The 26007-nt window shown below is 54.3% G+C and carries 23 protein-coding genes; 4 read left to right on the top strand and 19 right to left on the bottom strand.

The window, feature by feature from the left end; translation table 11 throughout:
* Positions 1-7: 7 nt before the first annotated feature.
* The 10 genes from DQG13_RS09845 to DQG13_RS09800 form a co-directional block, all read right to left on the bottom strand.
* On the bottom strand, positions 8-1351 hold the full coding sequence (locus DQG13_RS09845; RefSeq protein WP_113019586.1) for an FAD-dependent oxidoreductase: 1344 nt from the start codon (positions 1349-1351) through the stop codon (positions 8-10).
* 128 nt (positions 1352-1479) lie between these two features.
* Positions 1480-3021, bottom strand: a complete 1542-nt coding sequence (locus DQG13_RS09840; protein ID WP_113019585.1) for an extracellular solute-binding protein — start codon at positions 3019-3021, stop codon at positions 1480-1482.
* Between the two features lie 317 nt (positions 3022-3338).
* On the bottom strand, positions 3339-4214 hold the full coding sequence (locus DQG13_RS09835) for a carbohydrate ABC transporter permease (RefSeq protein ID WP_113019584.1): 876 nt from the start codon (positions 4212-4214) through the stop codon (positions 3339-3341).
* Between the two features lie 12 nt (positions 4215-4226).
* Positions 4227-5192, bottom strand: a complete 966-nt coding sequence (locus DQG13_RS09830) for an ABC transporter permease (protein ID WP_113019583.1) — start codon at positions 5190-5192, stop codon at positions 4227-4229.
* Between the two features lie 88 nt (positions 5193-5280).
* A complete protein-coding gene (locus DQG13_RS09825; RefSeq protein ID WP_113019582.1) occupies positions 5281-7113 on the bottom strand; it encodes a cache domain-containing sensor histidine kinase in 1833 nt (610 codons plus the stop codon).
* A 49-nt stretch (positions 7114-7162) separates the two neighbouring features.
* Positions 7163-8782 carry a response regulator gene (locus DQG13_RS09820; RefSeq protein ID WP_113019581.1) on the bottom strand — a complete coding sequence of 540 codons (1620 nt, stop codon included), beginning with the start codon at positions 8780-8782 and terminating at the stop codon, positions 7163-7165.
* 152 nt (positions 8783-8934) lie between these two features.
* Positions 8935-9720, bottom strand: a complete 786-nt coding sequence (locus tag DQG13_RS09815; protein WP_113019580.1) for a sigma-70 family RNA polymerase sigma factor — start codon at positions 9718-9720, stop codon at positions 8935-8937.
* Complete coding sequence (gene rsbW, locus DQG13_RS09810; RefSeq protein WP_113019579.1) at positions 9717-10166, bottom strand: anti-sigma B factor RsbW; 450 nt, start codon at positions 10164-10166, stop codon at positions 9717-9719. Before rsbW ends, DQG13_RS09815 begins: the two co-directional genes overlap by 4 nt.
* A 26-nt stretch (positions 10167-10192) precedes the next feature.
* A complete protein-coding gene (locus DQG13_RS09805) occupies positions 10193-10513 on the bottom strand; it encodes an STAS domain-containing protein (protein WP_258525614.1) in 321 nt (106 codons plus the stop codon).
* A gap of 23 nt (positions 10514-10536) precedes the next feature.
* Positions 10537-11001: a DUF948 domain-containing protein gene (locus DQG13_RS09800; protein WP_181592673.1), complete on the bottom strand. Its 465-nt coding sequence runs from the start codon at positions 10999-11001 to the stop codon at positions 10537-10539.
* 152 nt (positions 11002-11153) lie between these two features.
* Here DQG13_RS09800 and DQG13_RS09795 point away from each other — a divergent pair, with 152 nt between their 5' ends.
* Complete coding sequence (locus tag DQG13_RS09795) at positions 11154-11627, top strand: Dps family protein (protein WP_258525599.1); 474 nt, start codon at positions 11154-11156, stop codon at positions 11625-11627.
* Positions 11628-12450: 823 nt separating this feature from the next.
* Here DQG13_RS09795 and DQG13_RS09790 read toward each other — a convergent pair.
* From DQG13_RS09790 to DQG13_RS09770, 5 genes are all read right to left on the bottom strand, one after another.
* Positions 12451-13044, bottom strand: coding sequence for a hypothetical protein (locus tag DQG13_RS09790; RefSeq protein WP_113019576.1), 594 nt, complete (start codon positions 13042-13044; stop codon positions 12451-12453).
* Between the two features lie 48 nt (positions 13045-13092).
* Positions 13093-13539 carry a YflT domain-containing protein gene (locus DQG13_RS09785; protein WP_113019575.1) on the bottom strand — a complete coding sequence of 149 codons (447 nt, stop codon included), beginning with the start codon at positions 13537-13539 and terminating at the stop codon, positions 13093-13095.
* Between the two features lie 257 nt (positions 13540-13796).
* Complete coding sequence (locus tag DQG13_RS09780; RefSeq protein WP_258525598.1) at positions 13797-15059, bottom strand: ATP-binding response regulator; 1263 nt, start codon at positions 15057-15059, stop codon at positions 13797-13799.
* A 2-nt stretch (positions 15060-15061) separates the two neighbouring features.
* Positions 15062-17905, bottom strand: coding sequence for a response regulator (locus DQG13_RS09775; protein ID WP_113019573.1), 2844 nt, complete (start codon positions 17903-17905; stop codon positions 15062-15064).
* Positions 17906-17936: 31 nt separating this feature from the next.
* Positions 17937-19097 carry a SpoIIE family protein phosphatase gene (locus tag DQG13_RS09770; protein ID WP_113019572.1) on the bottom strand — a complete coding sequence of 387 codons (1161 nt, stop codon included), beginning with the start codon at positions 19095-19097 and terminating at the stop codon, positions 17937-17939.
* A gap of 209 nt (positions 19098-19306) precedes the next feature.
* Between DQG13_RS09770 and DQG13_RS09765 the strand changes: the two genes are divergently transcribed.
* From DQG13_RS09765 to DQG13_RS09755, 3 genes are read left to right on the top strand one after another with little or no spacing between them, the layout of a single operon-like run.
* A complete protein-coding gene (locus DQG13_RS09765) occupies positions 19307-21073 on the top strand; it encodes an alpha-glycosidase (RefSeq protein WP_113019571.1) in 1767 nt (588 codons plus the stop codon).
* Positions 21074-21112: 39 nt separating this feature from the next.
* Positions 21113-22294 (top strand): sugar phosphate nucleotidyltransferase, encoded by a 1182-nt coding sequence (locus DQG13_RS09760; protein WP_113019570.1) that lies wholly within the window; start codon positions 21113-21115, stop codon positions 22292-22294.
* Positions 22269-23093 carry an SDR family oxidoreductase gene (locus tag DQG13_RS09755; protein WP_113019569.1) on the top strand — a complete coding sequence of 275 codons (825 nt, stop codon included), beginning with the start codon at positions 22269-22271 and terminating at the stop codon, positions 23091-23093. The genes DQG13_RS09760 and DQG13_RS09755 overlap by 26 nt, the downstream gene beginning before the upstream one ends.
* Before the next feature lie 95 nt (positions 23094-23188).
* On the opposite strand, the gene DQG13_RS09750 is transcribed toward DQG13_RS09755, so the two are convergent.
* The 4 genes from DQG13_RS09750 to DQG13_RS31195 form a co-directional block, all read right to left on the bottom strand.
* Positions 23189-23461, bottom strand: coding sequence for an AbrB/MazE/SpoVT family DNA-binding domain-containing protein (locus DQG13_RS09750; RefSeq protein ID WP_113019568.1), 273 nt, complete (start codon positions 23459-23461; stop codon positions 23189-23191).
* Positions 23462-23639: 178 nt separating this feature from the next.
* Positions 23640-24794 (bottom strand): aldo/keto reductase, encoded by a 1155-nt coding sequence (locus DQG13_RS09745; RefSeq protein ID WP_113019567.1) that lies wholly within the window; start codon positions 24792-24794, stop codon positions 23640-23642.
* Between the two features lie 203 nt (positions 24795-24997).
* Positions 24998-25477 (bottom strand): ferric iron uptake transcriptional regulator, encoded by a 480-nt coding sequence (gene fur / locus DQG13_RS09740; RefSeq protein WP_113019566.1) that lies wholly within the window; start codon positions 25475-25477, stop codon positions 24998-25000.
* Positions 25478-25744: 267 nt separating this feature from the next.
* Positions 25745-26007 (bottom strand): hypothetical protein (locus DQG13_RS31195; protein WP_220094354.1); only part of this gene is annotated, 263 nt, incomplete at its 5' end.

Genomic DNA, 26007 nt, shown 5'->3' with positions numbered 1-26007 from the left:
TCCCGCCTCAGTGAATATAGGCCCCTTCCTCCTTCAGGCGTTCCCGAAGACGCTTGGTGTCCACTGCATGGACATCATGGCTGTCCAGCTTCGCCGCCATGGCTGCGGCCAACCCCGCCGCTTCTCCCATGGCCAGGCACACCGGCATCACCCGCACGCTTCCCAGCACCATTCTTTCGCAGGAAATGGAGCGTCCTGCCACCAGCATATTGCGGATTCCTTTGGGCGTGAGGCAGCGGTACGGAATGCCGTGGGAGTCTCCCGGGCCATATCTCATCACATGAGTGTAATATTCCTCATCCTTGCCTGTGGCCAGCTTCTTCTTGCGGGAGCCGTGAACATCAATAAAGTAGCTGTTCCGGCAGATTTCATCCTCAAAGCTTTTGCGCTCCACATAATCCTCCAGCTGCAGGACATAATCCCCGACAATTCTGCGGGATTCCCTGATGCCCATGAGAGGGGCGGTGGCCGCAACGAATGCGTTGCCGAAGGCGTCCGGGCAATACTCCGCCAGACTCTTCCGAACCTCCTCGGCGATAATCCGGCCCTTGATCAACGCCTGGGAAACGGAGTGCGGATCAGTATTGTCCACCCCTTGGATATGGCCGGCGTTAAAGCCGACGGTACGCGGAGCAACCAAGGAGTTGCACATATGATGATCCAGAAGCGGATATTTCCCTGATGCGATAATGGCGTGAACCGGGCTGGCCGGATTTTTCCACCCGTTTAATTGTACGCCGTGCCGGTAAGCATATTCATCCACGTTGCCCATGGTGAAGCAATGAGTGGCGGGCTGCAGCGAGCCGTCGTCCTCATCGCCCTTCTGGAACTCCGCTCCCGCCCATGCCGCCAGGTCCGCATCCCCGGTGCAATCCACATAGACTCCGGCCCGGTAGGCGGTCAGCCCGGCTTTATTATTCACGATGACCGCCTGAATCCCGCCTGCGCCATCCGTATCCACCGCGCACACCATGGTGTTAAACAGCACCTGCGCTCCGGCCTCCGTGACCATCCGGTCATAGATGCGCTTCAGCTTCTCCGGGTTAATCGCTACCCAGTTCGTCGCGTTCTTGTCGATGTGGGGCATTTCGCTTTTCAAGGCGACGAACACTGCTTCCGCGATGCCCTTGTACACGATTTTCTCTCCGTCGGAGAACGGAGTCCAGGCCGGCACCAGGCCGGAGGTGCCCATCCCGCCCAGGGCGCCAGTTGCTTCGATCAACAGAGTTCTTGCCCCTTCCCGGGCAGCGGATATGGCGGCGGCGCAGCCTGCAGGCCCTCCGCCGATAACAAGCACATCCCACTCCTCCTGCAAGGGAATGGTGCGTTGCGACAAGGTATATGCCGTCATGCTGTATCCTCTCCTTTATAATATATATAATTTACATAAAAACCAGATGATGGAGAATACAGTCGCTCCACGGATTGTCTGAATCCGATATCCGGGATAAGCCGCCTCCATCATCCGTATGGGTTCGTTTATTTTTTCACCGTTGCATACCAGTCATTTACTTCTTTATAGCTGGCATCCGCGCCCGCCGCCTTGTATTTGGCTATAAACGCATCAAGTCCGGATACCTGCTCTCCGCCGACGATCACCTTGGTGGCATAGTCGGTTACCAGCTGCTCCAGTTGGGCGTTGTCCTTGGCGTATTGCGCCAGATACGGAGCCAGACCCAGAGGATTGGCGAATTTCAGCTCGCTGGGCTGTTTTTGATTCAGATAATCCCAGGCGTCGAACAGCCGTTGATCCTTGCGGACGCGGGCCTGCCAATAAATCGGATATTTGACTTCGTCGATCCCCGTCAGATAGTTGGTAGCCTGATTCCGCTCATCGTTAAAGATGGGAAGAATCGGGGAATAAACTCCATCCTTGAAGGTATAATGCTTGCCTTCCTCGCCGATGGCCATATTCTTGAAGGTTTCTTCCTCCAGTTTGGCATTCATATATTTGACGGCATCCTCCGGATGTTTGGAGGATTTCGGGACGAAGGTCAGCCGGTCGAAACCGAAGGAAGCGCCAAAACCGGCTTTGCCATCCTTGCCCTTCAAGGCAGGAAGATACAGATATTCCGCAGTGGGAACATTTTTCTTCAGGGCGTCGGCAATGGTGGGAACATCCGCCCAGTTAACGGGAATAACCCCTACCTTGCCGCTGGTGAATTTCTCCTTCACAGTGGCGTCCTTGTTAATGGCAAACTCCTTATCGATGAGTCCTTGTTTATAGAGATCGGACATATAAGTCAGGTAATCCTTGAAGGCAGGGTCCATGGCGCGGGGAATCAGCTTGCCGCCCACATCATTCCATGCATTGGACAAGCCGAAGGCTCCGATTACATTGTCCAGCATGGGAGCGTCCCCTCTCAGGGACAGGGGAAGGTTATTGCTGCCGTTGCCGCCGGGGTCCTTGTCCTTAAACTGCTTCAGCACATTGGTGAGCTCGTCAAGGGTAGTGGGAACCGGAAGCCCCAGCTTATCCAGCCAATCCTTGCGGATCATCAGGTCTGATCCGACAGTGACGGAGGTAGTATGAGGAATGGCGAATATTTTGCCGTTTACTTTAATAGCATCGAAGGATTTCTGCGAAATGGCCTTTTTGATGTTGGGACCGTACTTGTCAATCAGCGGGGTCAGGTCCACCAGCGCCCCTTTTTGGGCATAGTCCGCATACAGAGCCTTGAAGGTATTGTCGCCTCCTACACTGATCAAATCATAAGGCTCCGAGGACGCAATCAGCAGATTCAGCTTATCTGCCGGCTTATCGGCGGGGAGCATGTCATACATTACTTTGTATCCGGTTTTCTCCTCCAGCATTTTGGCCACGGGATACGTGTTGTAATCATCCTTCATCCACCGCATAAGCGCTTTCAGTTCAGGCTTGGGACCGCTGGTTGCAGCCACCGTTGCGGATGCAGCCGGGGAAGCGGCGCCGCCTGCTTCATCTCCGCTGCTGCCGCCGCATGCCGTAGACGCAAGAGCAAGACTGGCAACCACCGGAATCAATAGCCATTTGTTTTTCATGCTTGTAACCCTCCTGTTTTTGGTTTTTCATAGGCGTCTGTCCGACGGAGTTATTTAGGCGAATTCATATTCATTGGGCTTCATTCCTTACCGGGAAAGGAGTGCCTTGGATGCTCAAACACGTTTTGTCGGCCTTGATTTTATTGAATGTTTGTTTAAGGTGTCAAAGCCGCCAAAAAAACTCGCCCTCAAGTCACTCCTTACCCTCCCAGTCATTCCACCATGAATATGAATTCGCTTTTCCTATCGTCGAACAGACGCCTAGCCTTTCTATCATTAAGCAGCCAGCAACTTCCGCTGTCAGCGTTAATGCGAGATCATCCCTTGACGGAGCCGATGAGAACGCCTTTAATGAAATATTTCTGGAGGAACGGGTACACGCAAATAATCGGAACGGTGGAAGCGACTACGGTTGCGGCCCGGATGCCTTCCGGGGACATATTCATCAGATCGTCTATGCTTTTGTTGGTGGCATTGGAGGTATCCGCCTCCATGACAATGTCCCGAAGGTACAGCTGCAGCGTTTTCAATGACGGATCATTGATATAGAGCATGGGATGGAAGTAGTCGTTCCAGAACCCCACGGCATAGAACAAGGAGATGGTAGCGATTACAGGCAGGCTTAAGGGAAGAATCACCCGGAAAAGAATGGTCAGCGTGCGGGCGCCGTCTATGCGGGCCGATTCCTCCAGCGCTTCGGGCAGCCCTTCGTAATAGCTTTTGATCACCAGAAGATTGAATACGCTGATCATGGTGGGCAGAATCAATGCCCATACGCTGTTGATCAGATGCAAATTGCGGATTAAGAGATAGTTGGGGATCATCCCTCCGCTGAACAGCATGGTGAACACGAATAAGACCAGAATGAAGGAGATGCCGGGAAGATGGCGCTTGGACAACGGGTATGCCGTAAGAGCGGTCAGCAGGATGGACAGCACCGTTCCCACTCCCGTGACAAAGACCGATACGCCAAAAGCGCGGGTAAAGGTGCTGGAGGTGATTACACTCTTCATCGTATCCAACTGAAACCCGACGGGAAAAATATTGACCTTCCCGGAGACCACCGCCCACTCTGCGCTGACTGCCTTGGAGAATACATTGGCCAGGGGCAGAAGGGTAATAATCCCGCATATCAGGAGAAACATGTAAACAAATAGATCCAATGACCAATCGCCGAAAGTCCGTTTTCTCATTGCCGGCACCTCCTACCAGATTCCGCGCTGAACTAATTTTTTGCTGACAAAATTCCCGGAGACCACCAGAAGAAAACCGACAACGGAATTGAACAGACCCACTGCCGTACTGAAGCTGTAATCCATCTTGCCCAGGCCCACCCGGTAAACGAAGGTTCCGATCACATCTCCGGTTTCGTATACCACCGGGTTATACATGGTCAGAATTTGCTCTGTCCCCGCCTCCAGCACAGAACCGAGACGAAGGATCAGCATCAGGACGATGGTGGGCATAATGCCGGGAAGGGAGATATGGAGCATTTGCCGGATTCTCCCGGCTCCGTCTATGGCAGCCGCTTCATATTGCTCCTGCTCGATGCCTGCTATAGCGGCGATAAAAATGATGGCGTTCCAGCCGGATTCCTTCCAGCCTGCGGTAAACACCACAATGCTGCGGAAGAAGCGGTTGTCCATAAAAAAGGTGATGGGTTCAAACCCCAGCCAATGAAGGAAGGTATTGACCAAACCCCCGGACGGGGAAAGAATCGTAATGAACAAGCCGGAAATAATGACCCAGGATAGAAAATGGGGCAAATAAATAATCGTTTGAATTGTTCTTTTGAAGGCGCTGAAGCGGACTTCATTCAACAGCAAGGCAACGAGGATGGGAATCGGGAACAGCAGAATGATTTTGTAAAAGCTGATCAGGAGCGTATTGACGAATACCCGGGCAAATTCCTCGGATTGCATCAGCTTGGAGAATTGCTCCAATCCCACCCACTTGCTTCCCGAAATCCCCTCAAAAATATTGAAATCCTGAAACGCGATGACAATGCCGTACATCGGCGTATACTTGAACAGGAAAAGGAAGAGAAGACCCGGGATCAGAAGCGCATAATAGTCCAAATTGTTGCGGACCAGCCTCCATTTGCCGGACCCTTTTTGTATGACCCCCTTCTCCGCTGCCTTGCCGCTCAGCTTTGTTGCGATATTGCTCATGTCGTACACCTCCGTGTCCTTATGGTTCCATTATAAAGACACAAGGCAGCCGCCTGTAGATGGTAATCCGACACTTTCTGGGTGCATCCTACTCTGTTTTATTCGCCAAAACCGCCTTTAACCAGACTGTCACTGTGGTTCCCATCCCCTGGGAGGAATGGATTTCCAAGCCGGAGGCATTCCCGGCAAACAGCTTGATCCGTTCGTTCACATTGTACAATCCGTAAGAGCTTCCGCTTCCGTCAGGCCGCTGGTCCGGCCGCGATTCCACAAGCAGCCTGTCCACCATCTCCTGGCTCATGCCGATGCCGTCGTCCTTGACGCTGATCCGCACCCGGTCCGCCTCCATCTCCGCCCGGATGACAATGCGGCCTGTTTTCCCCTTGGCTTTGCGGATACCGTGGAGCAGCGCATTCTCCACAATGGGCTGCAGCGTCAGCTTGGGAATCAGATACCGGTCCGTATCCATGTCCGCCTCGATATCAAAAGTAAAGCTGGCAGGAAACCGGCTTTGCTGGATCTCCAAATAAACTCTGGCCAGCTCAAGCTCATCGGTAATGCTTACATGATCCTTGCCTTTGTTCAGGCTCAAGCGGAAATAATCGGATAAGCCCTCAATCATTTTGCTGATATCCGTGGCTTTGATGGCAAGCGCCAGCCAATTGATGGTGTCCAAGGCATTATACAGAAAGTGGGGGTTAATTTGAGCTTGGAGGGCCTTCAATTGAGCTTCCCGCTCCAGCATTTTGGAACGGTAGGCCTCCTCCATCAGATTCTTCACCCGGTGGATCAGATAATCCACGCTGCGCTCCAGGAGATGAAAATCACCGTCCTCCTTGGGCCGCTGCTCCTCCAGCCGGTCAATCCCCTCCGTGCGGATCAGCTTCAGAACCGTCTTGATCCGTCGGTTCATCATGTTGATGACGAAGGCCATCAGCACGAAGGCCAGAATCAGGAACATCAGCGTCATCCCGATCAAGGTGGCAACGCCGGAAAATTGATTGAGGGCGGTAGCCCGGCGGGAAATCGCCGCCTTCGGAACCTCCGCCACCAGCTTCCAGCCTGTGGGACGGATGGTGGAATAGACCACGTACCGGTCCTCCTTGCCTTCCGTACGCCGGGTAATTCCCTCCTCCTCATTTCCCGCCCATTGCCCGTTCTGCTGAAGAGGCGACAGCGTTCCGATCAGGGAACGCTCTTCACTGTATATAACCATGCCATTGCGGTCCATAATGTAGGGATGAATTTGACTGGGAAAATCAAGCTCGGAAATAATCTCCGAAATCATTTTGTCCGATACATCAATCATCAATACGCCCAAGACTTGTTCAAAGTGGCGGGGATTGCGCAGCATTCTGGCGCAGGAGATTACATTCTGCTCTCCCAGGTCCAGATACGTTTCCTTATACCCTCCGGTCCAGACAATGCGGCCTCCTCCGTCTATAATCTCCCGGTGCCAAGGGCTCGACTCCAGATTTTCCAAAGGAAAGGTATTGATCCGATCGGTCCCAAACACATTGGCGGTATCGACAAATATGCGGGCCCTGACAATCTCCGTTTTGGTCTGAACCGATTGCAGCAGATTCATCAGCTCTCCCGACTGGTCAATCTGCTCGTTAATGATGTAAGAAAGATCCAAATACTCGTACAGTTTCCGGTTCATAAACAGAGAATTGGAAATATCCTGAATGTGATTCAGCCGGTAGCTAAGATTAATCCCCGCCTGCTTTAACGTCATCTGCATGCTGCGGGACACCTCCTCCTCGAGAATCTGGGAGGATCTCTGATAATAACCGAACAGCATCACGGAGGCCGGCAATAAAATCAGCGCGGTATAGGCCAGCATCCATTTTTTGGCCGCTGCAATCCCCTGTCCCAGCCCTCTTATCCGGCTCCACCCTCTTTGCAAGCTTTTGATCACAAAGGCACCTCCTGATCATATTGGGATATGCCGCCGCCGGTTCACCGGTTCAATAGAACTGATCCCTGTAGGCGCTGGGTGTCAAGCCCGTCATTTTCTTAAATAGCTTGCTGAAGTAGCTGGGGTCCGTATACCCTACCGCCTGGCATACCTCATAGAATTTGGTGCGGGGGTCCCGCAGCAGCTCCTTGGCTCTTTCGATCCGCACCTTCATCAAGTATTCATAAATGGTCTCGCCGGTTTCCTGCCTGAACAGCAGACTGACATAGGTCTGGCTCAGATAGACATAACCCGCAATATCGGCTACCGTCAGATTGTCGGCATAATGCTCGTCAATAAATGCGCGGATGCGCTCAATGACATTGCTGGATCTGCTGTTTCGCTTCTCCTGAACCCAAGTGCAGATTTCCCCCAGATAAGACGCGACAAAATGGCGCAGATCCGCCATTATCTCCAGCCGGAACAGCTGGTCCAAGGCATCCTTTTCCCGGGCATCCCATTCCTTGGTCAGAATATTTAGTTCCAGGAGGACCCGGCCCGATAAAGGGATCACCTGCAGGGCAACATAGCGGCTGTATCGGAAGCCATCCTTGCGGTTTCGCATCAGCGGCAGAAAAATATCGTCCAGCTCCGCTTCCAGACGCTGCCGGTCTCCCGCCTTCAGCGCCGACCGCAACCGTTCGCTTTGCTCCGTATCAAACCGGTGAAGCTCCTCCTCCCCCGCCTCCAGGCTGTCAATGGTAATAATCCGGTTCTTCCCCAGGTACCATTTCTGGTCGGCAGCCTCTCTGGCCCGTTTGAAGGAGAGCGGCAGTCTCCCAATCCCTTGCACTTCCTCGCCTACTCCGATGGTCACGCTGATTTTCATCCATCGGCTCAGATTATCCCGGATTTCTCCCGACAAAGCCAATAGCATGGCCTCCCGCTCTTCCCGGCATTCATCCAGCACCAGGATTCCCACATACTCTCCGGCCCGATTCTCGAAGGCATATCCCTTTCCATAAAGATCGATCAGCTCCTGAACAATATTCAGAACAGAATAAGACAGGAGCTGCTTATCCCGTTCCGAACGGGTGTCCAGCACCTCAGCCTGGTCGTCAACGGCAACCAGAAGGGCGAGATAAGCGGCTTCCGGAGGCAGCGACAGGTTAAGAAACGCTAGCTTCTCCTTCAGGCCGGCAGACTGGACCGCCTCATCGCGGACAAGGGACATCAGGAACTTCTCGCGGAGCAAAGGCATGCTTTGGGTGAGCTTTACCTGCATCTCCTTGACCAGTGTGCGTTCCTTATCCTCTGCCTGGAGATTTTGGATCACCCGCTCCACCACCTTTTCCAGCTCCGGCAATTTCACGGGTTTAAAAATGTAATCCACCGCATACACCTGCAGCGCGGATTTCAGGTAATCCGCATCGCTGTGGCCGCTGACAAAAATAATCTTCGTCCCCGGCAAGCTCTTGCGGATTTCCTGGGACATGCGGATGCCATCCATGGAAGGCATCTTCACATCAGTCAGCACAATATCCGGCTCTACCCGGGCAATGAGCTCCAGTCCCGTATCCCCGTCGTCAGCCTGGCCGATCAGCTCGATTCCATAGGCATTCCAATCAAATAATGTGCTGAGTCCGTTGCGGACTGTAGGCTCATCATCCACAATAACCAATTTATACATCTTGATTCCCCCTTCAGGCCAACTTAAACCCATTCTACCGCAATGAATGCGCTTTTACTATGAGTAATCCTTCACAGGCTGCGCAAAAAAACCTCCGCCTGCCTTCCGGCAAAAAGAGGTTTCTGGGTTATTATGGAAAAATTTTGCTGCCTCTACCCGCTCTCCAGCTCCCGTTCTGGATCGGCCAGCAGCAGGCGGAGCTTGTCCATGGCCCTTCGTTGGATACGGGAGATGCTCATCTGCGAAACCCCCAGCTCTTCGGCAATATGGCGCTGGGAGCGGCCTTCCGTATATGCCATTTGCAGCACCTTGCGCTCCTCCGGCTTCAATTGCTCCATCGCCTGCTCCAGGTCCAGCCGTTCCTCCAGGGACTGATAATCGTCCCGCTCTTCACGAATCATATCCGCCAGGGTGGCCCCCGCTTCATCCGCAAACAAGGGCGTATCCAAGGACAGGGATTGGTAACAGTCCCATCCCACCAGAATCTGGATGGTCTCTTCCTCGGACAGCTCCAGATAAGCGGCGATTTCATCCACCTGGGGGGAACGCTCCAGCTTCAGGGACAGCTCGTCCAGGGCCTGCTGCAGGGCATGGCCCTTCTCCTTGATCCGGCGGGGAACCTGGACATACCAGGACTTGTCCCGGAGATAGTTCTTCATATGCCCCACGATGCTTTTCATGGCATAGGCTTCAAAAGGAATGGAAAAAGACGGATCGTAGGAATTAAACAAGCGGAATATGGACATCTGTCCCACCTGGAACAAATCCTCGAACATATCCTTGCGGTTGCGCGACAGCCGTCCCGCGGCCATACGGATCATACCTTCATAGTGCTTCAGCAGCACTTCTGCCGTTTCTTTGCTACCGGATTCCCGGTAGCTGGACAGAAGCGCCTCCGCATCAATCGGAGTCTCTTCATCCGGCAGCTTTCGGATCATATGACCACACCGCTTCCATTCAGAAGTTTGGTCAGAATCACCTCTGTTCCAGCCTCTGTGCGGATTTCCACGTCATCCACCAACGCTTGCATAAGATACAGGCCCAAACCGCCTGCGTGCATCTCCGACAGGGACTTGTCCGTAAAGGTCACGGGCACACGGCTGCAGGCCTCGGAGGAATTGAAGCTCCTCCCCTCATCCTGCACAATAATCCGCAGATAGCGGGGGGCGGCTTCAAAGACGATCTTCATGACGCCCTCCCCGTCATCATAGGCATGAAGCACGGCGTTGTTGCAGGCCTCGCCCACAGCTACCTTCAGATCCTCAATATCCTCGAAGCTGAACCCCATCCGCACGGCAATCCCGTACAGCGCAAGGCGGACAACCTCTATGTATTGCGATTTTGCCGGCAGCGACATTACGATTCGATCCTTTTGTGCGTTCATGGAGGTACCATTCCCTTTCATAAATTCTACACTGCGTTATTGTTCAAAAACTTGCTGATGCCGGCGATATCGAACAATCGGTTGATATGGGGGGGAATATTCCGGATCTCAAAGCCCGCCTTGATTTCGGCCCGGGCCTTGATTACCACCAGAATGATGCCGATGCCTGTGCTATCAATGTAGCGGAGATCCTTGAAGTCAAAAACCAGCTTGCGGTCAGGCTCATAAAGATAGGGGTCTAGCTCCCCCTGCAATTCACATGTGCGGGACAAGTCGAACTCCCCGATAAAGACAAAGGTGACGGAATTTTCGGACATATGTTTTACCAATCGAAACGATTTGATCATGCTCACACCCATTCCCTCCTGCGTCATGTTCTGGCCGTTAGCCGTTTGGAATCCTTGGAACGCCTGAAGCCGTTTAACCTCTGAACGAATTTGCCGGCGGTCAAAAGCCATGCGGCCAAGGAAGATTGGGTAGCCGCTGCCGTTTCCTTCTGTTCATCCAGCTTATGGCGCAGTGTTCTGCTGACTGAAGCGGCGGTTTGCCGTATTGTCAATGTGGTGCCGGCAGCCATTCTGCCGATTTCACCGATGGTCTGGAATGCGCTGTGCAGCTCAGCCATCTTGGTTTTTATATCATAGGTTACATCGTTTACGCCTTGAATGGTTTCCTTCACTTCACCCGACAAGGCATTGAGCTGAATCCGGGTTTCATCCGTCAGCATCCCGATTTTGTTGAGAGCTGCCCGCGCCTCCTTCAGGGTCCGGACAAGTGCCACAATCAGCACCACTACCGCGATGGTTAGAACGGCTGCGCTTATCTGGATTATCATGTGCATCCCTCCTGTGAGCTTTTAACCTGAAGTCGGAAGGATGAAACGCCTTGGTCCTATTTTCCCAAAATTTCTTGGTTGTTTCAATCCCAAACAAGAGGTTTATAGAGTTCATAGGGTTTGCGAAGCCCATCATGAAGGAGGAATTGACTATGCCCAAAGTGATGCTGAAAACCGACCCCCGCGCCGATCTCAAACCGGTGCTGGAGAGCTTGAATCAACAAGTAGCCGAATGGACCGTCCTTTATATGAAATGGCATCATTTTCACTGGTATCTGACAGGCGAGAATTTCTTCACGCTCCATGAGAAATTCGAGCAGCTGTACAACGAAGCCGCCCTCAATCTGGATGAGCTGGCGGAGCGGATGCTGGCGCTGGACGGCGCCCCCGCCTCCACCCTGAAGGAATGCCTGTCCCTGGCTGCCGTCAAAGAAGCCACCGGCAAGGAAAGCCCCGACCAAATGGTGGAGTCGGCGTGGAAGGATCTGGAGTATATTGCCGGAGAGCTCTCCAAGGGTATTGAGCTTGCCGATGAACACAAGGATGACCCCACCGCCGATATGCTCACCGGCCTGAAGGGCAAGGTGGAGAAGCATATCTGGATGCTGAAGTCGTATCTGAAATGAATCCACTGCTGAAATGGATCATATGGCCAAAAGGGCTGTCCTGCAGAGGGCGGCTCTTTTTTGTAATTATAGAATGTATAAAATTCCCGGGAAGGGAAGTCCTTTCGCAGCTTGCGGCGCTTTGGCAATCGTCATAAGACCTGATTTGCAAGCAGGCAAGGCGTAGCCTTTGTTCTTCAACTGGAAGCAGTCCTCCTTTTTTCGTCTTTCCCGAGTGATGTTTGCGAGAAGTTAGCGGGGACAGGCAGGTAGGCTGCTATTGCGGAACTAAGTGACTCTTATGAGGGTGAAAATGAGAATTTGGAGAATTAACGGAACTAAGAAACCGTTCCATCCTTGATTCGGCGAAAATAGGGTGGAAATCAGGCCGCGGCGGGGAATAAGGGCTTCATAGTTCCGTACAATCGGGAAAAAGCGGCGAAAGCCGCTTTTAAGAGTCGCACAATTCCGTTACGCTCTTCCGGGTGCAGAAGAAAAGGTAAGGGCAGGCCATTTCCCGGTGCGGGGACGGGTTGGAATGCAGATCAGGTCAGCACAAGGTGGCCCACCACAACGTAAAGGACATGGCGGTGATCTTCCGTCAGGTTTTTCTTAAGTGCCGGTTAGGGCGTGTCTGAAAATCCGCTTGAGGGCATCTTTCACTTTCCTTTCGCCCCTTTCTTCGTCGCTTTCGCTTGACGTCCCCCCCCCCGGCCATGCCTTCACAAAAGTGCCTTGCCTGGAACGAAAATATGGGCCTTAGCTGCTCCCCTCGGAGTGATCAGATATGCCCTAGTATGTGTGCCGACGCAAAAAATGCCGCCGGCAATATAGCTTGCGGCAGCTATATGCCCACGGCATCGAAGTAATGGACGGACCGGATCTGGCCGGTAGCCGGATCGGTGTAGAACTTGATGGCGCCGAACCCCCGTTTGTAGCCCCAGCCGTCCTCGGCGGCAAAATCCGGCTCTCCCAGCGTTTCCCGGAGCGCCTCCGGATCAAAGGAATGCGGGATTCCGTCAATCTGGACCGCTTCCGCTTCGGCTCCCACCTCCACATAGAGGAGATCGCCGCCGCGGAACGCCACATCCATGGCGCCATAGTCGTAAACCTCCAGATCGCTTAGCCTGGGGTCGGAGCGAATGGCGACAGGCTGTCCCTTTTTGCGGATCAGCTCCATGATGCTGTCGTCGAGCTTAATCCCTTCTACGGAGCTTAAGCGGAGCGTCTCCCTTTTCTCTTCCGGCGCAACCTCGGCGGGCGCTTCCTCAGGCAGCGCAAACGCCGGAATGCCCGGCGGCTGGCCGGCAAAAACGGCCGCCTGCTCCACCCGAAGCGCCGGCAGCGGCGGAAGGAAATCCGCATACACGGCTATCCATCCCCCTGCCAAGGCGGCTAAGCCGCCGGCGGACAACATATATTTTAAGCCTGCCGTCATGGGGGCTCACCCTTTCTGGCCTTCAGCCGTTACTGATGGTTGCAGCCGTTATCTCAGACGGTCCTCCGGGCTTCCCGCAAACAGCAGCGGATTCACGACGGGTTGGGTCAGCAGCGTATCCTTTTCCGGCGGCCGCTCGCTGTCAATCCCGCTGTCCTGGGGGCCCGCTTCAATTTCCGCCGGCCAGGTGAGCACCAGAATGTCTCCTGCCGCCAGCATCCGTTCATAATGGGCCGCATCCGTTTCCGATACGCCCAAGGATCTCATCTTGGCAATCAGCTCATCGCCACGGGAACGGAAGATATTGGCGACGGTTTGGATAATCCCCTGCTCGGTCATGCCCACCTTGTTGATTTCCGTGTTCTCCACAATGGCGTCGGTACGGTCGGCATTATAGGCCAACGCGTAAATATTATCCGTGTGGTAGCCTTCCTGGGTCAATTGGCGGATAAAATCATTGGCTTCCTCTTCGTTTCGGACCAGTTTGATTGTCATGGGTAACGCCTCCTTATGATCCGCCGGAGCGGATTTTGGATTTACGCGGTTCCATAAGCTTAGATACGATTTTTGGCACCAGGGCGATCAACACGCCGGTAATGACCTTTTGCATCATAGCCCGGGAGTTCATAACAATCCCTCCTAATAGCTTCCTGTAAGGAAAGCCGGTATCGCAAGCGCAAACCAAGAGCTCTTGGCTTGTCCCCTCCAGATTCGTTGAAGGGAGCGGGAAGCGCAGGCTGCTGAATTGTGCTTCAGCCTCCGCTTCTTACTTGACTATTACCCGTGTACAGGGAGTCCGAAACAGAGGAGCCGGTTTGCGGCACCATCAGGCAAGCGGTGAAAATGAATGTCGCCCCTTGACCGGAGGCAGCGTGCTCAAACCGGATATTCCCGCCCATCAGCTCCACCAGGAGCTTGCAGATGGACAAGCCCAGCCCTGTCCCGTCATGATGCCGGGTCATATATGGCGACAGCTGGGTGAACGGCCGAAACAGCTCATCCTCCCGTCCGGCGGGGATTCCCTCTCCCGTATCGGTGATCTCAAACTCCACCCATTGCACCGGCATGGAGGAAGCCGCCTCCACAGGGGCGGCGGGTGTATACGGCCGCATGAGAATGGACACGGAGCCTTTATTGGTAAACTTCACCCCATTGCCGATGAGATTCATCAGAATTTGCCGCAGTCTGGCCTCATCCCCGCTGACCAGCTTGGCAACCTCCGGGGATAGCTCCATAATCAGCTCAACGCCCTTCAGCCTGGCTTTGGCCTGGAACAAATCCACCGTCTCCATCACCGTGGCATGGAGATCGAAGAGAGATTCGGAGAGATGGAGCTTGCCCGTCTCCATTTTGGCAAAATCCAAAATATCGTTGAGCATCCGCAGCAAGGAGTCGCCGCTGCTTTTGATGGTTTCCACATACATGCGCTGCTCCTCGTCCAGCTGTGTGCCCAGGAGCAGGTCGGCCACTCCGATCACTCCGTTTAAGGGAGTGCGGATTTCATGGCTCATGGTGGCCAAAAAGCGGGTTTTCACCAACGAAGCGGCATGTACCTCCACATTGGCCTTCTCCAGGTCCATAGTTTGCTGGCGCAGCAGCTCCTTCTGCTGCTGCAGCTTCATACTGGTGCGGTGGAGGCTGACAAAGCCGTCAATTTTGGACTTCAGGATTTCCGGCACGAAGGGCTTGCGGATATAATCGATGGCGCCCAGGGCGTAAGCAGAAAAATAGACCGCAGGGTCCTGGTCCGCAGCGGTAATAAAGATGATGGGCGTATCCCGGGAACGCTCTCTCATCTTGATATATTTAGCCGTTTCCAGACCGTCCATATCGGGCATGTGAACATCCAGCACAATCACGGCAAAATCCCCCTGGAGCACCTTCCGCAACGCCTCGTGGCCGGATGAAGCCTTCACCAGCTGATAGCTTTTGTCGGACAGCACCGCTTCCAGAGCGAGCAAATTTTCGGGATGATCATCCACCAGCAATATTTGAACAGGGGATGCAGGCTCCACCTTCATTCCTCCTTATGCAGCCAAACCTTCAACAGCGACAGCAGCCGGCCGATATCGATTGGTTTGGTCAAATAGTCCGACGCGCCGGCATCCATACATCTCTGCTGGTCCTCCTTCATGGCCTTGGCCGTGACGGCAATAATCGGCAGGCCGGATAATTCAGGCATCCTGCGGATTTTGCGGATGGCCTCATAACCGTCCATCCTGGGCATCATGATGTCCATCAGCACCAGGTCGATGCCATGATTGTCCGCATTCAGCATTTCCAGAGCATCAACGCCGTTCTCGGCGAATACAACCTGCAAACCGGCATCCTCCAGCGCAACGGACAGCGCAAACACATTCCGGATGTCGTCATCCACAATCAGAATCTTGTGCAGATAAGAGTCCGTTACGGAGTCATTATCCTCTTCCGCGGAAATCGAAACAGCCGCCTCCAGGGGAGCCGCCATGTCCGGCAGATAACCGGTTTCCCCGGCGCTTTCGTCCTGGACAAAAATGGGGTCCTGAGCATTGGAGATCCGGTTAGCCGCCGCGGCCTTGGGGGCAATCAGCGGAATCCACAGGATGAAGGTGCTACCGGCGCCGACACCGCTGGTCACGGTGATATTGCCGCCCAGCGCTTTGGCCAGCTTCTGGCTGATGGATAAGCCGAGACCCGTGCCGCCGAAATTGCGGCTGATGGTTCCGTCCGCCTGGCGGAAGGCCTGGAAGATCTCCTCCTGCTGACTATCGGGAATGCCGATGCCCGTATCCTCAATCATGAACAGCCACATGCCGTCGCTTAGCTCCAGCCGGAAGGTGACTCTGCCCTCCTCGGTAAACTTGAAGGCATTGGACATCAGGTTGCCGATAATCTGCATCAGGCGCTGGGAGTCGGTATTGATCACCTCCGGCAAAGCCTCGGCTGTCCGGATGGCCAGCTCCACTCCCTTGCGGACGGAAACCGGCATAAAGCTTCTTTCCACATACTGCACAATTTCTTTTATCTCCAGAGGCTCCACATGAATCTCCATATGGCCCGCCTCCACCTTGGACAGGTCCAGCACATCATTGATCAGGCGCAGCAAATCCCCGCCGGCTCCGTGAATGGCGGCGGCATATTCCCGCTGCTTCTCCGTCAGATTGCCCTCCCTGTTTTCCTGCAGCATCAAGGACAGAATCATCATGCTGTTCAACGGCGTCCGCAGCTCATGGGACATGTTGGCCAGAAACTCGGACTTGTACCGGGAAGCCAGCTCCAGCTCCACCGCCTGATGCTCCAGCACCTTGTTGGCCCGCTCCACCTCGATATTCTTCTCCTTCGTAACCCGCACCTGCTCCTCCAGCAGGGTGGTTTTCAACGTCAGCTCCTCATTGGTTGCCGCCAATTCCTCCTGCTGCTGCTGGAGCAGCTCCTCGGATTTCCGCAGAGCCTCCGCTTGCTCCTCCAGCTTTTCATTGGTCATCCGCAGCTCGTCCGACTGGGTGAGAAGCTCCTCGGATTGGGTCTGCAGCTCCTCGGTGAGAATTTGCGAGGTGCGGAGCAGCTCCTCCACCCGGATGCGGCCCATGATGCTGTTAAGCACAGCCCCCACATTCTGCGTAACCTGCTCCAGCAAAGCCACATGCCGCGGGGAAAAGGGATGGACGGAGCCGATTTCCAGAACGGCCACCACATTGCCCTCATAGGCCAGGGGAATAATCAGCACCTCGCCCAATGCCAGCTCTCCCGGCGACAGCTCCACGCGGATGGGATGGGCGGAGCGTTCCCGCAGTTTGATCCAGCGGTTGTCCGCGGCGCATTGGCCCACAAGCCCCTGCCCCAGATGGTAGACGCTGCGGATCTCTCCCGGCTGGACGGCATAGCTGCCTACCAATGTATACATGCCGGGTTTGGGCTGCCCCGAGTCGGAGACGTAGAAGCCGCCGTAAACCGCCTCCACCAGCGGCGCAATTTGGCGCACGAAGCGCTCCCCCACCTCCTTCAGATTGGTTCGTCCCTGAAGGATCAGCATGATGCTGTTCAGCTGCGTTTTCAGCCAGGCCTCCTCTTCATTCTTCCTGTTGAATTCCTGCTCCCGCGCCCGCTGCTCGGACAGGTCCCGGAACAGCCGGTTGAACAGGCGGATGACCTGGCTGATTTCGTCCCGTCCTCCGTCCTCGGCGAATTCAATCGGCGCCAGCGTATCCGTGGCTGTGCGGGGAACCAGGGCGGAAAGCCGGTTTAAGCCCTTGGATATGCTTTGAATAATCCAGTATGTAATCATGAGCACCAGCACCAGGCCCAGAATCATCAGGCTGATGGTGTAGTGGAGGGTTTGCCGGTTGCTCTCCGTACCGTCCTTCAGAACCTGATCCATGCTGTTCTGGTTATAGCTGCCAAGGGCATCGTTCTTTTCCTGGATCTCCTGCTGGAGCTTGAGCCCTTCCGAGCTGCGGAGCAGCACCGCCTCCTCCAGCCGGTTATTCATAACCTCCTTTACAATCGTATCCTTATAGCTTAAATAACGGGTGATGGCTTCAATGGCCTCCTCCGTTACCTGGGCTTGCCGGGCATCCCGATATTTGGCCCGGGCATCCTCAAACAGCTTGCGCATATCCTGGTCATTCCGGGCCAGCCGCTCCAGAATTTCCCTCTGGGTCAGGACGGGATTATTCAGCATCAGGCTGACCAAATTGCGGCCAATCTCATTGGTGATGATCTGAAATTGCTGGCTATCCTTGACATTGTCATACATTTCGCCATAGCTGGCTCCAATATCCCTGTTCATGGTGGTCAGCCGGTTCATGCCCAAGCCGGCGATACAAAACATAACAATCAGAAGAATACTCATGCCGGCCAGCAGCTTATTGCGTATAGTCATGCCGATGCTCCTCTCCTTGGGAACCCAGTTGTTATTTTCCGGCCAGCTTGCCTGCTTCTATGGAAAGAAGACAGTAATCATCCCGCTTTTCGCTTATTTCCTTTCCATCCATCAGCGCCTCGGCCAGGTCCGCCGCATGAAGCTCGGGCCTCTTCAGGAGCAAATCGGCAATCTTGTCCGTTGAGGTGTCCCAATCGGAGCCGCAAACCTCCAGAAGGCCGTCTGTAAAAAGCAGCAGCTTCATTTGGTCTTTGTAACGGATCACCCGCTTCTCCAGTTGGATGGGGTCGTCGAACCCCACGGCGCAGCCCCCCGAATGGAGCCTGTGCAGCTCCTCTCCGTCGGCCAGCATAAGCCCCTCGGGATGCCCGGCATTGACATATTCCACGGTGCGGGCGCAAGGGTCCATAATCAGATAGATGGCAGTGAAATAATACCGGACCCACTTGTCTTTGTTCTGCAGGCGCAGCATATAAGCGTTCAGCAGGCTGACTACCTCGATGGGATCGGGATTCTTCTGCATGGCGTCCTGAAGCGCCGAGGCAATATACATGCACATCAGGGAGGAGGAAATCCCGTGTCCCATCATGTCCAGCAGGATGATGCCGTATTTGCCGTCCTCCAGCTGCTGCCAGAAGTAAAAGTCTCCGGCCAGCACCATGGACGGCTGATAAACCGCCTCAATGCGCAAATTTTTCTTCTCGAACGGTTTGCTCAGCACACTCTCCTGCACCTGCTTGGCCAGCGCCAGCTCCAGGGACATGTCCCGCTCCTTGGCCTTGTGCCAGTTCAGCTCCGCGCGCAGCCGCAGAGCGACGCGGATTCGGGCCAGCAGCTCAATTTTGTTGACCGGCTTCACCACATAGTCGGTGGCTCCCGCATCCAGAGCCTCCGCCAGCTTATTGGAATCGCCCAGCGCCGTCACGATAATGATGGGAATATCCTTCAGCTTCTCCACGCCCTGAATCCGCCGGCAGGCTTCAATCCCATCCACGCCCGGCATCATCATATCCATCAGAATCAGATCGGGCGTAGCCTCCACCCGCTCCGCCGGCTGCCGGTCCATGCCCAGATAGGAGAACAGCTCCCACGCATTGTTAAAAGAGACATGGTTGAGGAATCCGGCCCCGTCCAAAATTTTTTCGATGATCATCTGGTTGATGAGATTATCGTCCACAATTGCAATTCGCATATAAGCCACCTCTTGCTGATAGACTCTATTTCTTAATCATAGCTCACTGTTTTGCAGCATGTCCAGAAAATAGAATGGTTTTTTGGACCATCGGCCAAAATCCTGGGGCAGCCCTGTTTCTTCTTTCACCGCCGGGTTTAATAAGGTATCACAAGGTCATGCACGGGTCTTGGCATCCGTGATGGCTATTTTTGAGAGGAGGTGCGCGGATGCAGGCTGAAGCGCTGTACCATGCCGCAGGCGGAAGCTGGGCTTATGCCTACAACCATGAAACCGTTCATCTCCGGCTGCGCGTCAAGCGTGATGATGCGGATCAGGTTTTCGTACAGGCAGGGGACAAATACGATTGGGGAGCCGGCCAAAAGGAGTTCGCCATGGAAAAAATAGCGGCGGATGCATTGTTCGACTATTGGTTCTGCCCCGTCATCCCGCCCAAAAGACGGATGTGCTACACCTTCCGGCTGCAGCGCGGAGAAGAGCAGTTCTGGTACTCCGAAGCGGGAATTGCGGGCGCCCCGCCCCCCGACGCCGGCGCTTGCTTTGAATATCCCTACCTGCATGAATCCGAGGTTTTTCGCGTTCCCGATTGGGCCAAAAAAGCCGTTTTCTATCAAATTATGCCCGACCGGTTCAGCCTTCCCTCCGATTACGATGAATCCCGGGAAGAAGGCAAGTTTCTCCATTGGGGAGACGCGCCGCAGTTGGACAGCGGCTTCGGCGGAAATCTGAAAGGACTGCGCGAGAAACTGGATTATCTGGAGGAATTGGGGATTAATGCTCTGTACCTCACTCCCATTTTCTCCTCTCCTTCCTGCCATAAGTACGATATTTCCGATTATCGGCAGATTGATCCCAATCTGGGCAGCAAGGAGGAGCTGAAGGCGCTGGTGGACGAATGCCGCAAGCGCGGAATCCGGGTGATGCTGGATGCGGTGTTTAACCATTGCAGCGAGGCGCTGGAGCAATTCACGGACGTTCTGGAAAAAGGGGAGCATTCCCCGTACAAGGATTGGTTCCATATTCATTCTTTTCCGATTCGCGGAGAAAACGGGCAGCCCCATTATGATACCTTCGGCAATTTCGGCCATATGCCGAAGCTGAATACGGCCCATCCGGAGGTGCGGGAATATCTGCTGGGCATTACCCGGTATTGGATGGAGGAAACGGGGATTGACGGCTGGAGGCTGGATGTGGCCGATGAAATCGACCATGAATTTTGGCGGCATTTCCGTAGGCTGGCGAAGTCCATTAATCCGGAGGCTTACATTGTGGGAGAATGCTGGACGGACGCCGGTCCCTGGCTGCAGGGCGACCAGTTCGACTCCGCCATGAATTATCCTCTGGGCAAGCGGATTCTGGACTACTTTGAGGGGGAATCGCTGGACGGGGCAAGCTTTGCCGAGACGGTTGCCCGCTTATCCGTGCGTTATCCGGAGCAGGCTCATGAGGTGCTGTTCAATCTTCTGGGCAGCCATGATACAGGCCGGGTTGCCAGTCGGGTGGAGGACAAGCGGAAGCGGAAGCACGCTTTTTTGTTCTTGCTGACCTATCCCGGCACACCCTGTATTTTCTACGGCGATGAATACGGTATGACCGGAGGCGATGATCCGGATTGCCGGAAGTGTATGGAATGGCATCCCGACAGGCGGGATCAGGAGCTGCTGGATTTTTTCCAAGCTCTCATCCGCTTGCGGCGCGAAATTCCCGCCTTAAGCCTCGGCCGGTACCGGATGCTCCATGCGGAGAGCGGCAGCCCCGCCATTGTCTATGAGCGTCTGGGGGAGGGCTCCCATGCCCTCATCTGGATAAACCATTCGGAGAAGCCAACGGAGCTCTCCCTTGCTCTGGAGACCAATGACTGGAAGGATGCCTGGACACAGAAGGAGGTCCCTGCAGCCGACGGCCGCATGACCCTCCAATTGGACAGCTTCAGCTTTCGGATTATATATCGAGCCTGGCGGCCTGAAGGAAGTTAATGTGCAGCGGCCAACAAACCCGAGAAGGAGGAAACAAACATGAACACGACAAATTGCCTCGCGATGCTGCTTGCGGGTGGAGAAGGAAAAAGACTCCGTCCTCTGACCCTGACTCATGCCAAACCTGCCATCTCCTTCGGCGGACAATACCGTCTGATCGATTTTCCCTTAAGCAACTGCCTGAACGCAGGCATTGAGAAAATCGGCGTGCTTACCCAATACCGGGCGGAAACTCTGCATCAGCATCTGGGCGCTTCCGATTCCAATATTACTCTGCTGCCTGCCGGCTCGAAGCAGGAAGAAGGCTACACCGGCACAGCGGATGCCATCTATAAAAATATCGCTTATATCGATCAGCTTCATCCGGAAAATGTGTTGATCCTCTCTGCCGATCATATCTACCATATGGACTACCGCGATATGCTGCATTTTCATAACAGCCAGAAGGCCGCCGCCACTATCTCGGTGATCCGGGTCCCTCTGGAGGAAGCAAGCCGCTTCGGCATTATGTCGGTGGACGCCGACCGCCGGATCACCGCCTTCCGGGAAAAACCACGCCGCCCGGAATCCAATCTGGCCTCCATGGGGATCTATATATTCCGCTGGTCCGAGCTGCGTGAACTGCTGCTTCAGGATGCCGCCGACCCGGAGTCGTCCCATGACTTCGGCAAGGACATTATTCCCAGGCTGCTGAAGGGGCAAGCCCGTGTATATGCCTTTCCGTTTGAGGGATACTGGAAGGATGTGGGGACGGTGGATGCTCTCTGGCGCACCCACATGGACCTGCTGGGCTCCCCTGCCCAACTGGCGCTGAATCCGCCTACCTGGCCCATGCGGCCGGCCGGACAAACCCTGCAAAATGAGATGCTGCGCATGGAGGATGACCGTGGCTCCGCCTCCCTTCTGCACCAGCATTGCTTTCTGGAGGGCCGGGCCAGACGCTCCATCCTCTCCAAGGGCGTGTGGGTGGGCAAAAACAGTCTGGTCACCGACAGCATCATCATGCCCAATGCGGTTATCGGCAAGAATGTGCTGATCTCCCACGCCATTATCGGCGAAGGAGCGGTTATTGAGGACGGCGCTATCATCGGCGGTTCACGCAAGCAGATCAGTGTCATTGGGAATGTCTCCCAAGAGGAGCATCAAGGCGGCTGGAATGCCTATACCCGTGGCTATCGCGAAGGAGTGAATGGATATGACCGGGCGTCCTTTGGAAATTAAAGCGGATGGCAATGCCCGTCTGAAAGGCCGGGTGGCTCTGGTCACCGGAGCTGCCTCCGGCATCGGGCGGTCCGCCGCCCTTCTTATGGCAAGGCATGGCGCCCGCCTGCTGCTGGCGGACAAGGATGAGAAACGGCTGGCGGAGGTGGGGACAGCCATCCGGGAGCTGGGCGGGGAAGCGGTGCCGCTTCCCGTGGATATTGCGGATGAGGCCGGAATCGAAGCCGCGTTTCGGGAAGGTGTCTCCCGCTTCGGCGGGAAGCTTCATGTGCTGTTTGCCAATGCGGGCATCAACGGCACCCTCTCTCCCATTGAATCCATGCCCCTGGAGGAATGGAACAAAACGGTGGATGTGAATCTGAAGGGAACCTTCCTGACCGTCAAACATGCCATCCCCTATCTGAAGCAGCAAGGGGGTAGTATTATTATTACCAGCTCGGTCAACGGCAACCGGATATTCTCCAATTTCGGTTTCAGCACCTACAGCACCACCAAAGCAGGCCAGGTGGCCTTTGCCAAAATGGCGGCGCTGGAGCTGGCCCAGTACCGGATCAGGGTGAATGTTATTTGCCCCGGCGCCATCTCCACCAATATTGGCGAAAGCACGGAGACGCTGCCGGAGGTGCAGGAAATCCGCATTCCGGTTGAGTTCCCCGCCGGAGACCAGCCCTTGCGCCACGGCCCCGGGTCCCCCCGGGAGGTGGCCAATCTGGTGCTGTTTCTGGCTTCCGATGAAGCCTCCCTGGTCACGGGAACCGAAATCTATATCGACGGCGCGGAATCCCTCATCCGGGGATAAACAAATCCCCCAACGGTGACGAGAAGCTCTGTAAAAAACAGCGACAAAACCCCCGGTCCTCCAATGTCCGGGGGTTTGGCGTATCGTCAAGCCTGTTATGCTTTGCCGCCGTTCTTTTCATTCCACAGCTTCACCAATTCCTCCGCGCACGCTCTGCTGACCATTTTTCCCTTGAAATAAATCAGATCCTCCGCAGATCCGGTAAAAATACAGGCAGGCTCATATTTCTTCAGGATGATTCGCTCCTCATCCACATAAATTTCGATAGCATCCTTCTCGGCTATGCCCATGGTGCGCCGAAGCTCTATGGGTAGCACCACCCGGCCCAATTCATCTACTTTACGGACAATCCCGGTAGCTTTTGTCATCTTTCTTCCTCCTCCCTAAAAATAATGAAACATTTTGTAGAAGAATAAATATGAGGTGCTTCCAGTATATCACAGTCTTTGCAGAACCTCATTTTTTTCAGTGTTTTTTCGATTCGTCCAAATAATGGAAAAAAGGCAACCCCCGTCAGGAGAGGCTGCCTGAAATAAATGGCGATGCTTACCGTCCGGCCAGCACCAGATTGGCTTCCGCCAGCTTTTCAATAATCGGGATGCTTTGGGGACATGCTTCCTCGCAATTGCCGCATTCCACGCATAAGGAGGCGTCCTTGCCGTTTTTGACCAGATTCGCGTAGTTCCTACGGCTTTCCGGCAGTGCATTGAAAATGGAGGAATGGTTGTAATGGGCAAACACATCAGGGATGGCCACTCCCGCGGGACAGGGAACACAATAGCCGCATTTGGTGCAGCCCACCTTGATTTTACTTTCGTAAGCCGCCTTGACCCGCTGAACCAGACCAAGCTCCTTGGCGTTCATGCAGTCCGGGGTGATGGTGTCGAAGATCTGCAGATTGTCCTTCAGCTGCTCCAGATTGTTGACTCCGCTTAAGATGGTGACCACCTGAGGGAAGTTGCCTACCCAGCGGAAGGCCCAGTCCACAGGACTGCGTTTGGCGTCGGCTTCATTCCAGATGGCCAGAATATCGTCGGGAACATTCCGGGCCAAGCTGCCGCCCTTCAGCGGCTCCATGATCACCGCCGGAATATTCCGGTCGGCTGCGTATTGCAGCCCCTCCAGCCCCGCCTGATAATTCACGTCCAGAATGTTCAGCTGGATCTGGCACATCTTCCAATCATACGCATCGATAATTTCCTTAAACAGCGGCAGCTCGTCGTGGAAGGAGAAGGAGGGATAGCGGATTTTCCCCTGGGCCACAGCCTCATTCAGGAAATCCAGCACACCCAGGGACATGATATTCTGCCAGGTACTCTTGTTCAGGGCGTGCAGCAGGTAGAAATCAATGTACTCCACCTGAAGCTTGGCCAGCTGCTCATCCAGAAGCCTGCCGAAATCCTCATACGTCTTGCACAGCCAGACGGGGAGTTTGGTGGCCAGCTTCACCTTTTCCCGGTACCCGTCCATCAGAGCCTTGCCTACTACCAGCTCGCTGTTGCCTCCATGATACGGATACGCCGTATCCACATATGTAACGCCATGATCAATCGCATACCGGATGAGTTCAATTGCTTCCTCTTCATGAATGCGGGACGCGTCCTTGCCGCCCTCCGGCTGTTCCTCCAGAGGAAGCCGCATACATCCCAACCCGAAGGTGGATACCTGAAAGTCCAAATTGCCAAATGGTCTGTATTGCATGTCTTCACCTCTATTAGTCTTTCATCCTCTTTGCAGGCCGGTCGGGCCTGCTTCTCCCTTTTCCAATTGTAGCATATTCAATTTTGGGGGGACAGTAGTTAAAAAAAGGTAAGTAGGACCCGGACCTTCATAACGGCGCTAAGCGGAACGCAAAAAACCGCCAAAACAGGCCCGAAGGCGGCTTTGGCGGTTTGGTTTGTTTATTAAGAAACGGCCTTGCAGGAATGCTTGCAATTCTTATTGGTGCAATCGCGGAAGGAGCCGAAAAAGTCCAGCCGGTGATCGGTCACAATAAAGCCGTATTCCGCCTCCAGCCGCTTCTCCAGCAGGGACAGCCAATCCTCCATAATCTCGCGCACCTCTCCGCATTCCCGGCAGATCAGGTGATGATGCATATGCTCATGTTCTTCGCTGCGCAGATCATACCGCGCCACGCCGTCGCCGAAGTTCATCTTTTCCACGATATGCAGCTCGCTCAACAGCTCCAGCACCCGGTAAACGGTGGCAATGCCGATTTTGGGAGATTGCTTGCGGACCAGCATGTAAACCTCTTCCGCGCTTAAATGGTCCTTTTCGTTCTCCAGCAGCACCCGCAGTGTGGCATCCCGCTGGGGAGTCAGCTTATAGCCTTTTGCAGACAGCCGTTTGTTGATTTTGGTCAGTTCCTCTGTTACACAGATCATTCTCCGAACCTCCTTCACCACCCGTTTGTTCTTACATGGCCGCAAACGAATTTAGAATTATTATAAGGTTATTATAGTCCGCAAATCTGAAAATAGCAATCCATGCGCCTGTTTATACACCCGCAAAACGTTGAAGAAAAGACGCCCCTTCCGTCGGGAAGAAGCGCCTTGAGCTTAACCTTACCTGTTCCGTGAAGCCTTCCAATGGTTCCAACAGCATCAAACTGCATTCGTTCTCTTGCACCTGCATCTATGGGGTGTAACAGATCATAAGCTACCCTTTTGTTGAAACAACCGGCCGGCTTCGTCTTTGAATCTTAAAAACAACGAAAGCCCTGCCTCTCTTCCATCCTTGCGGCTCCGATGACCGCGCCAGTGAGAATTTACACATTCAAACAGTGAACAAAGGTTATTTAATAATAATAGCACATCCGCTGAAATTGTGCAAGAAATGCTTTTCCTCCACAGGCTCCACGCATCAAATTTCCAGCGACACGCATATTCAACATCTTTCGATTCATCTGATCCGA

Source organism: Paenibacillus sp. YN15, from assembly GCF_003285005.1.
Taxonomy (GTDB): Bacteria; Bacillota; Bacilli; order Paenibacillales; family NBRC-103111; genus Paenibacillus_AR.
This window is presented reverse-complemented; position numbering and strand designations above follow the sequence as displayed.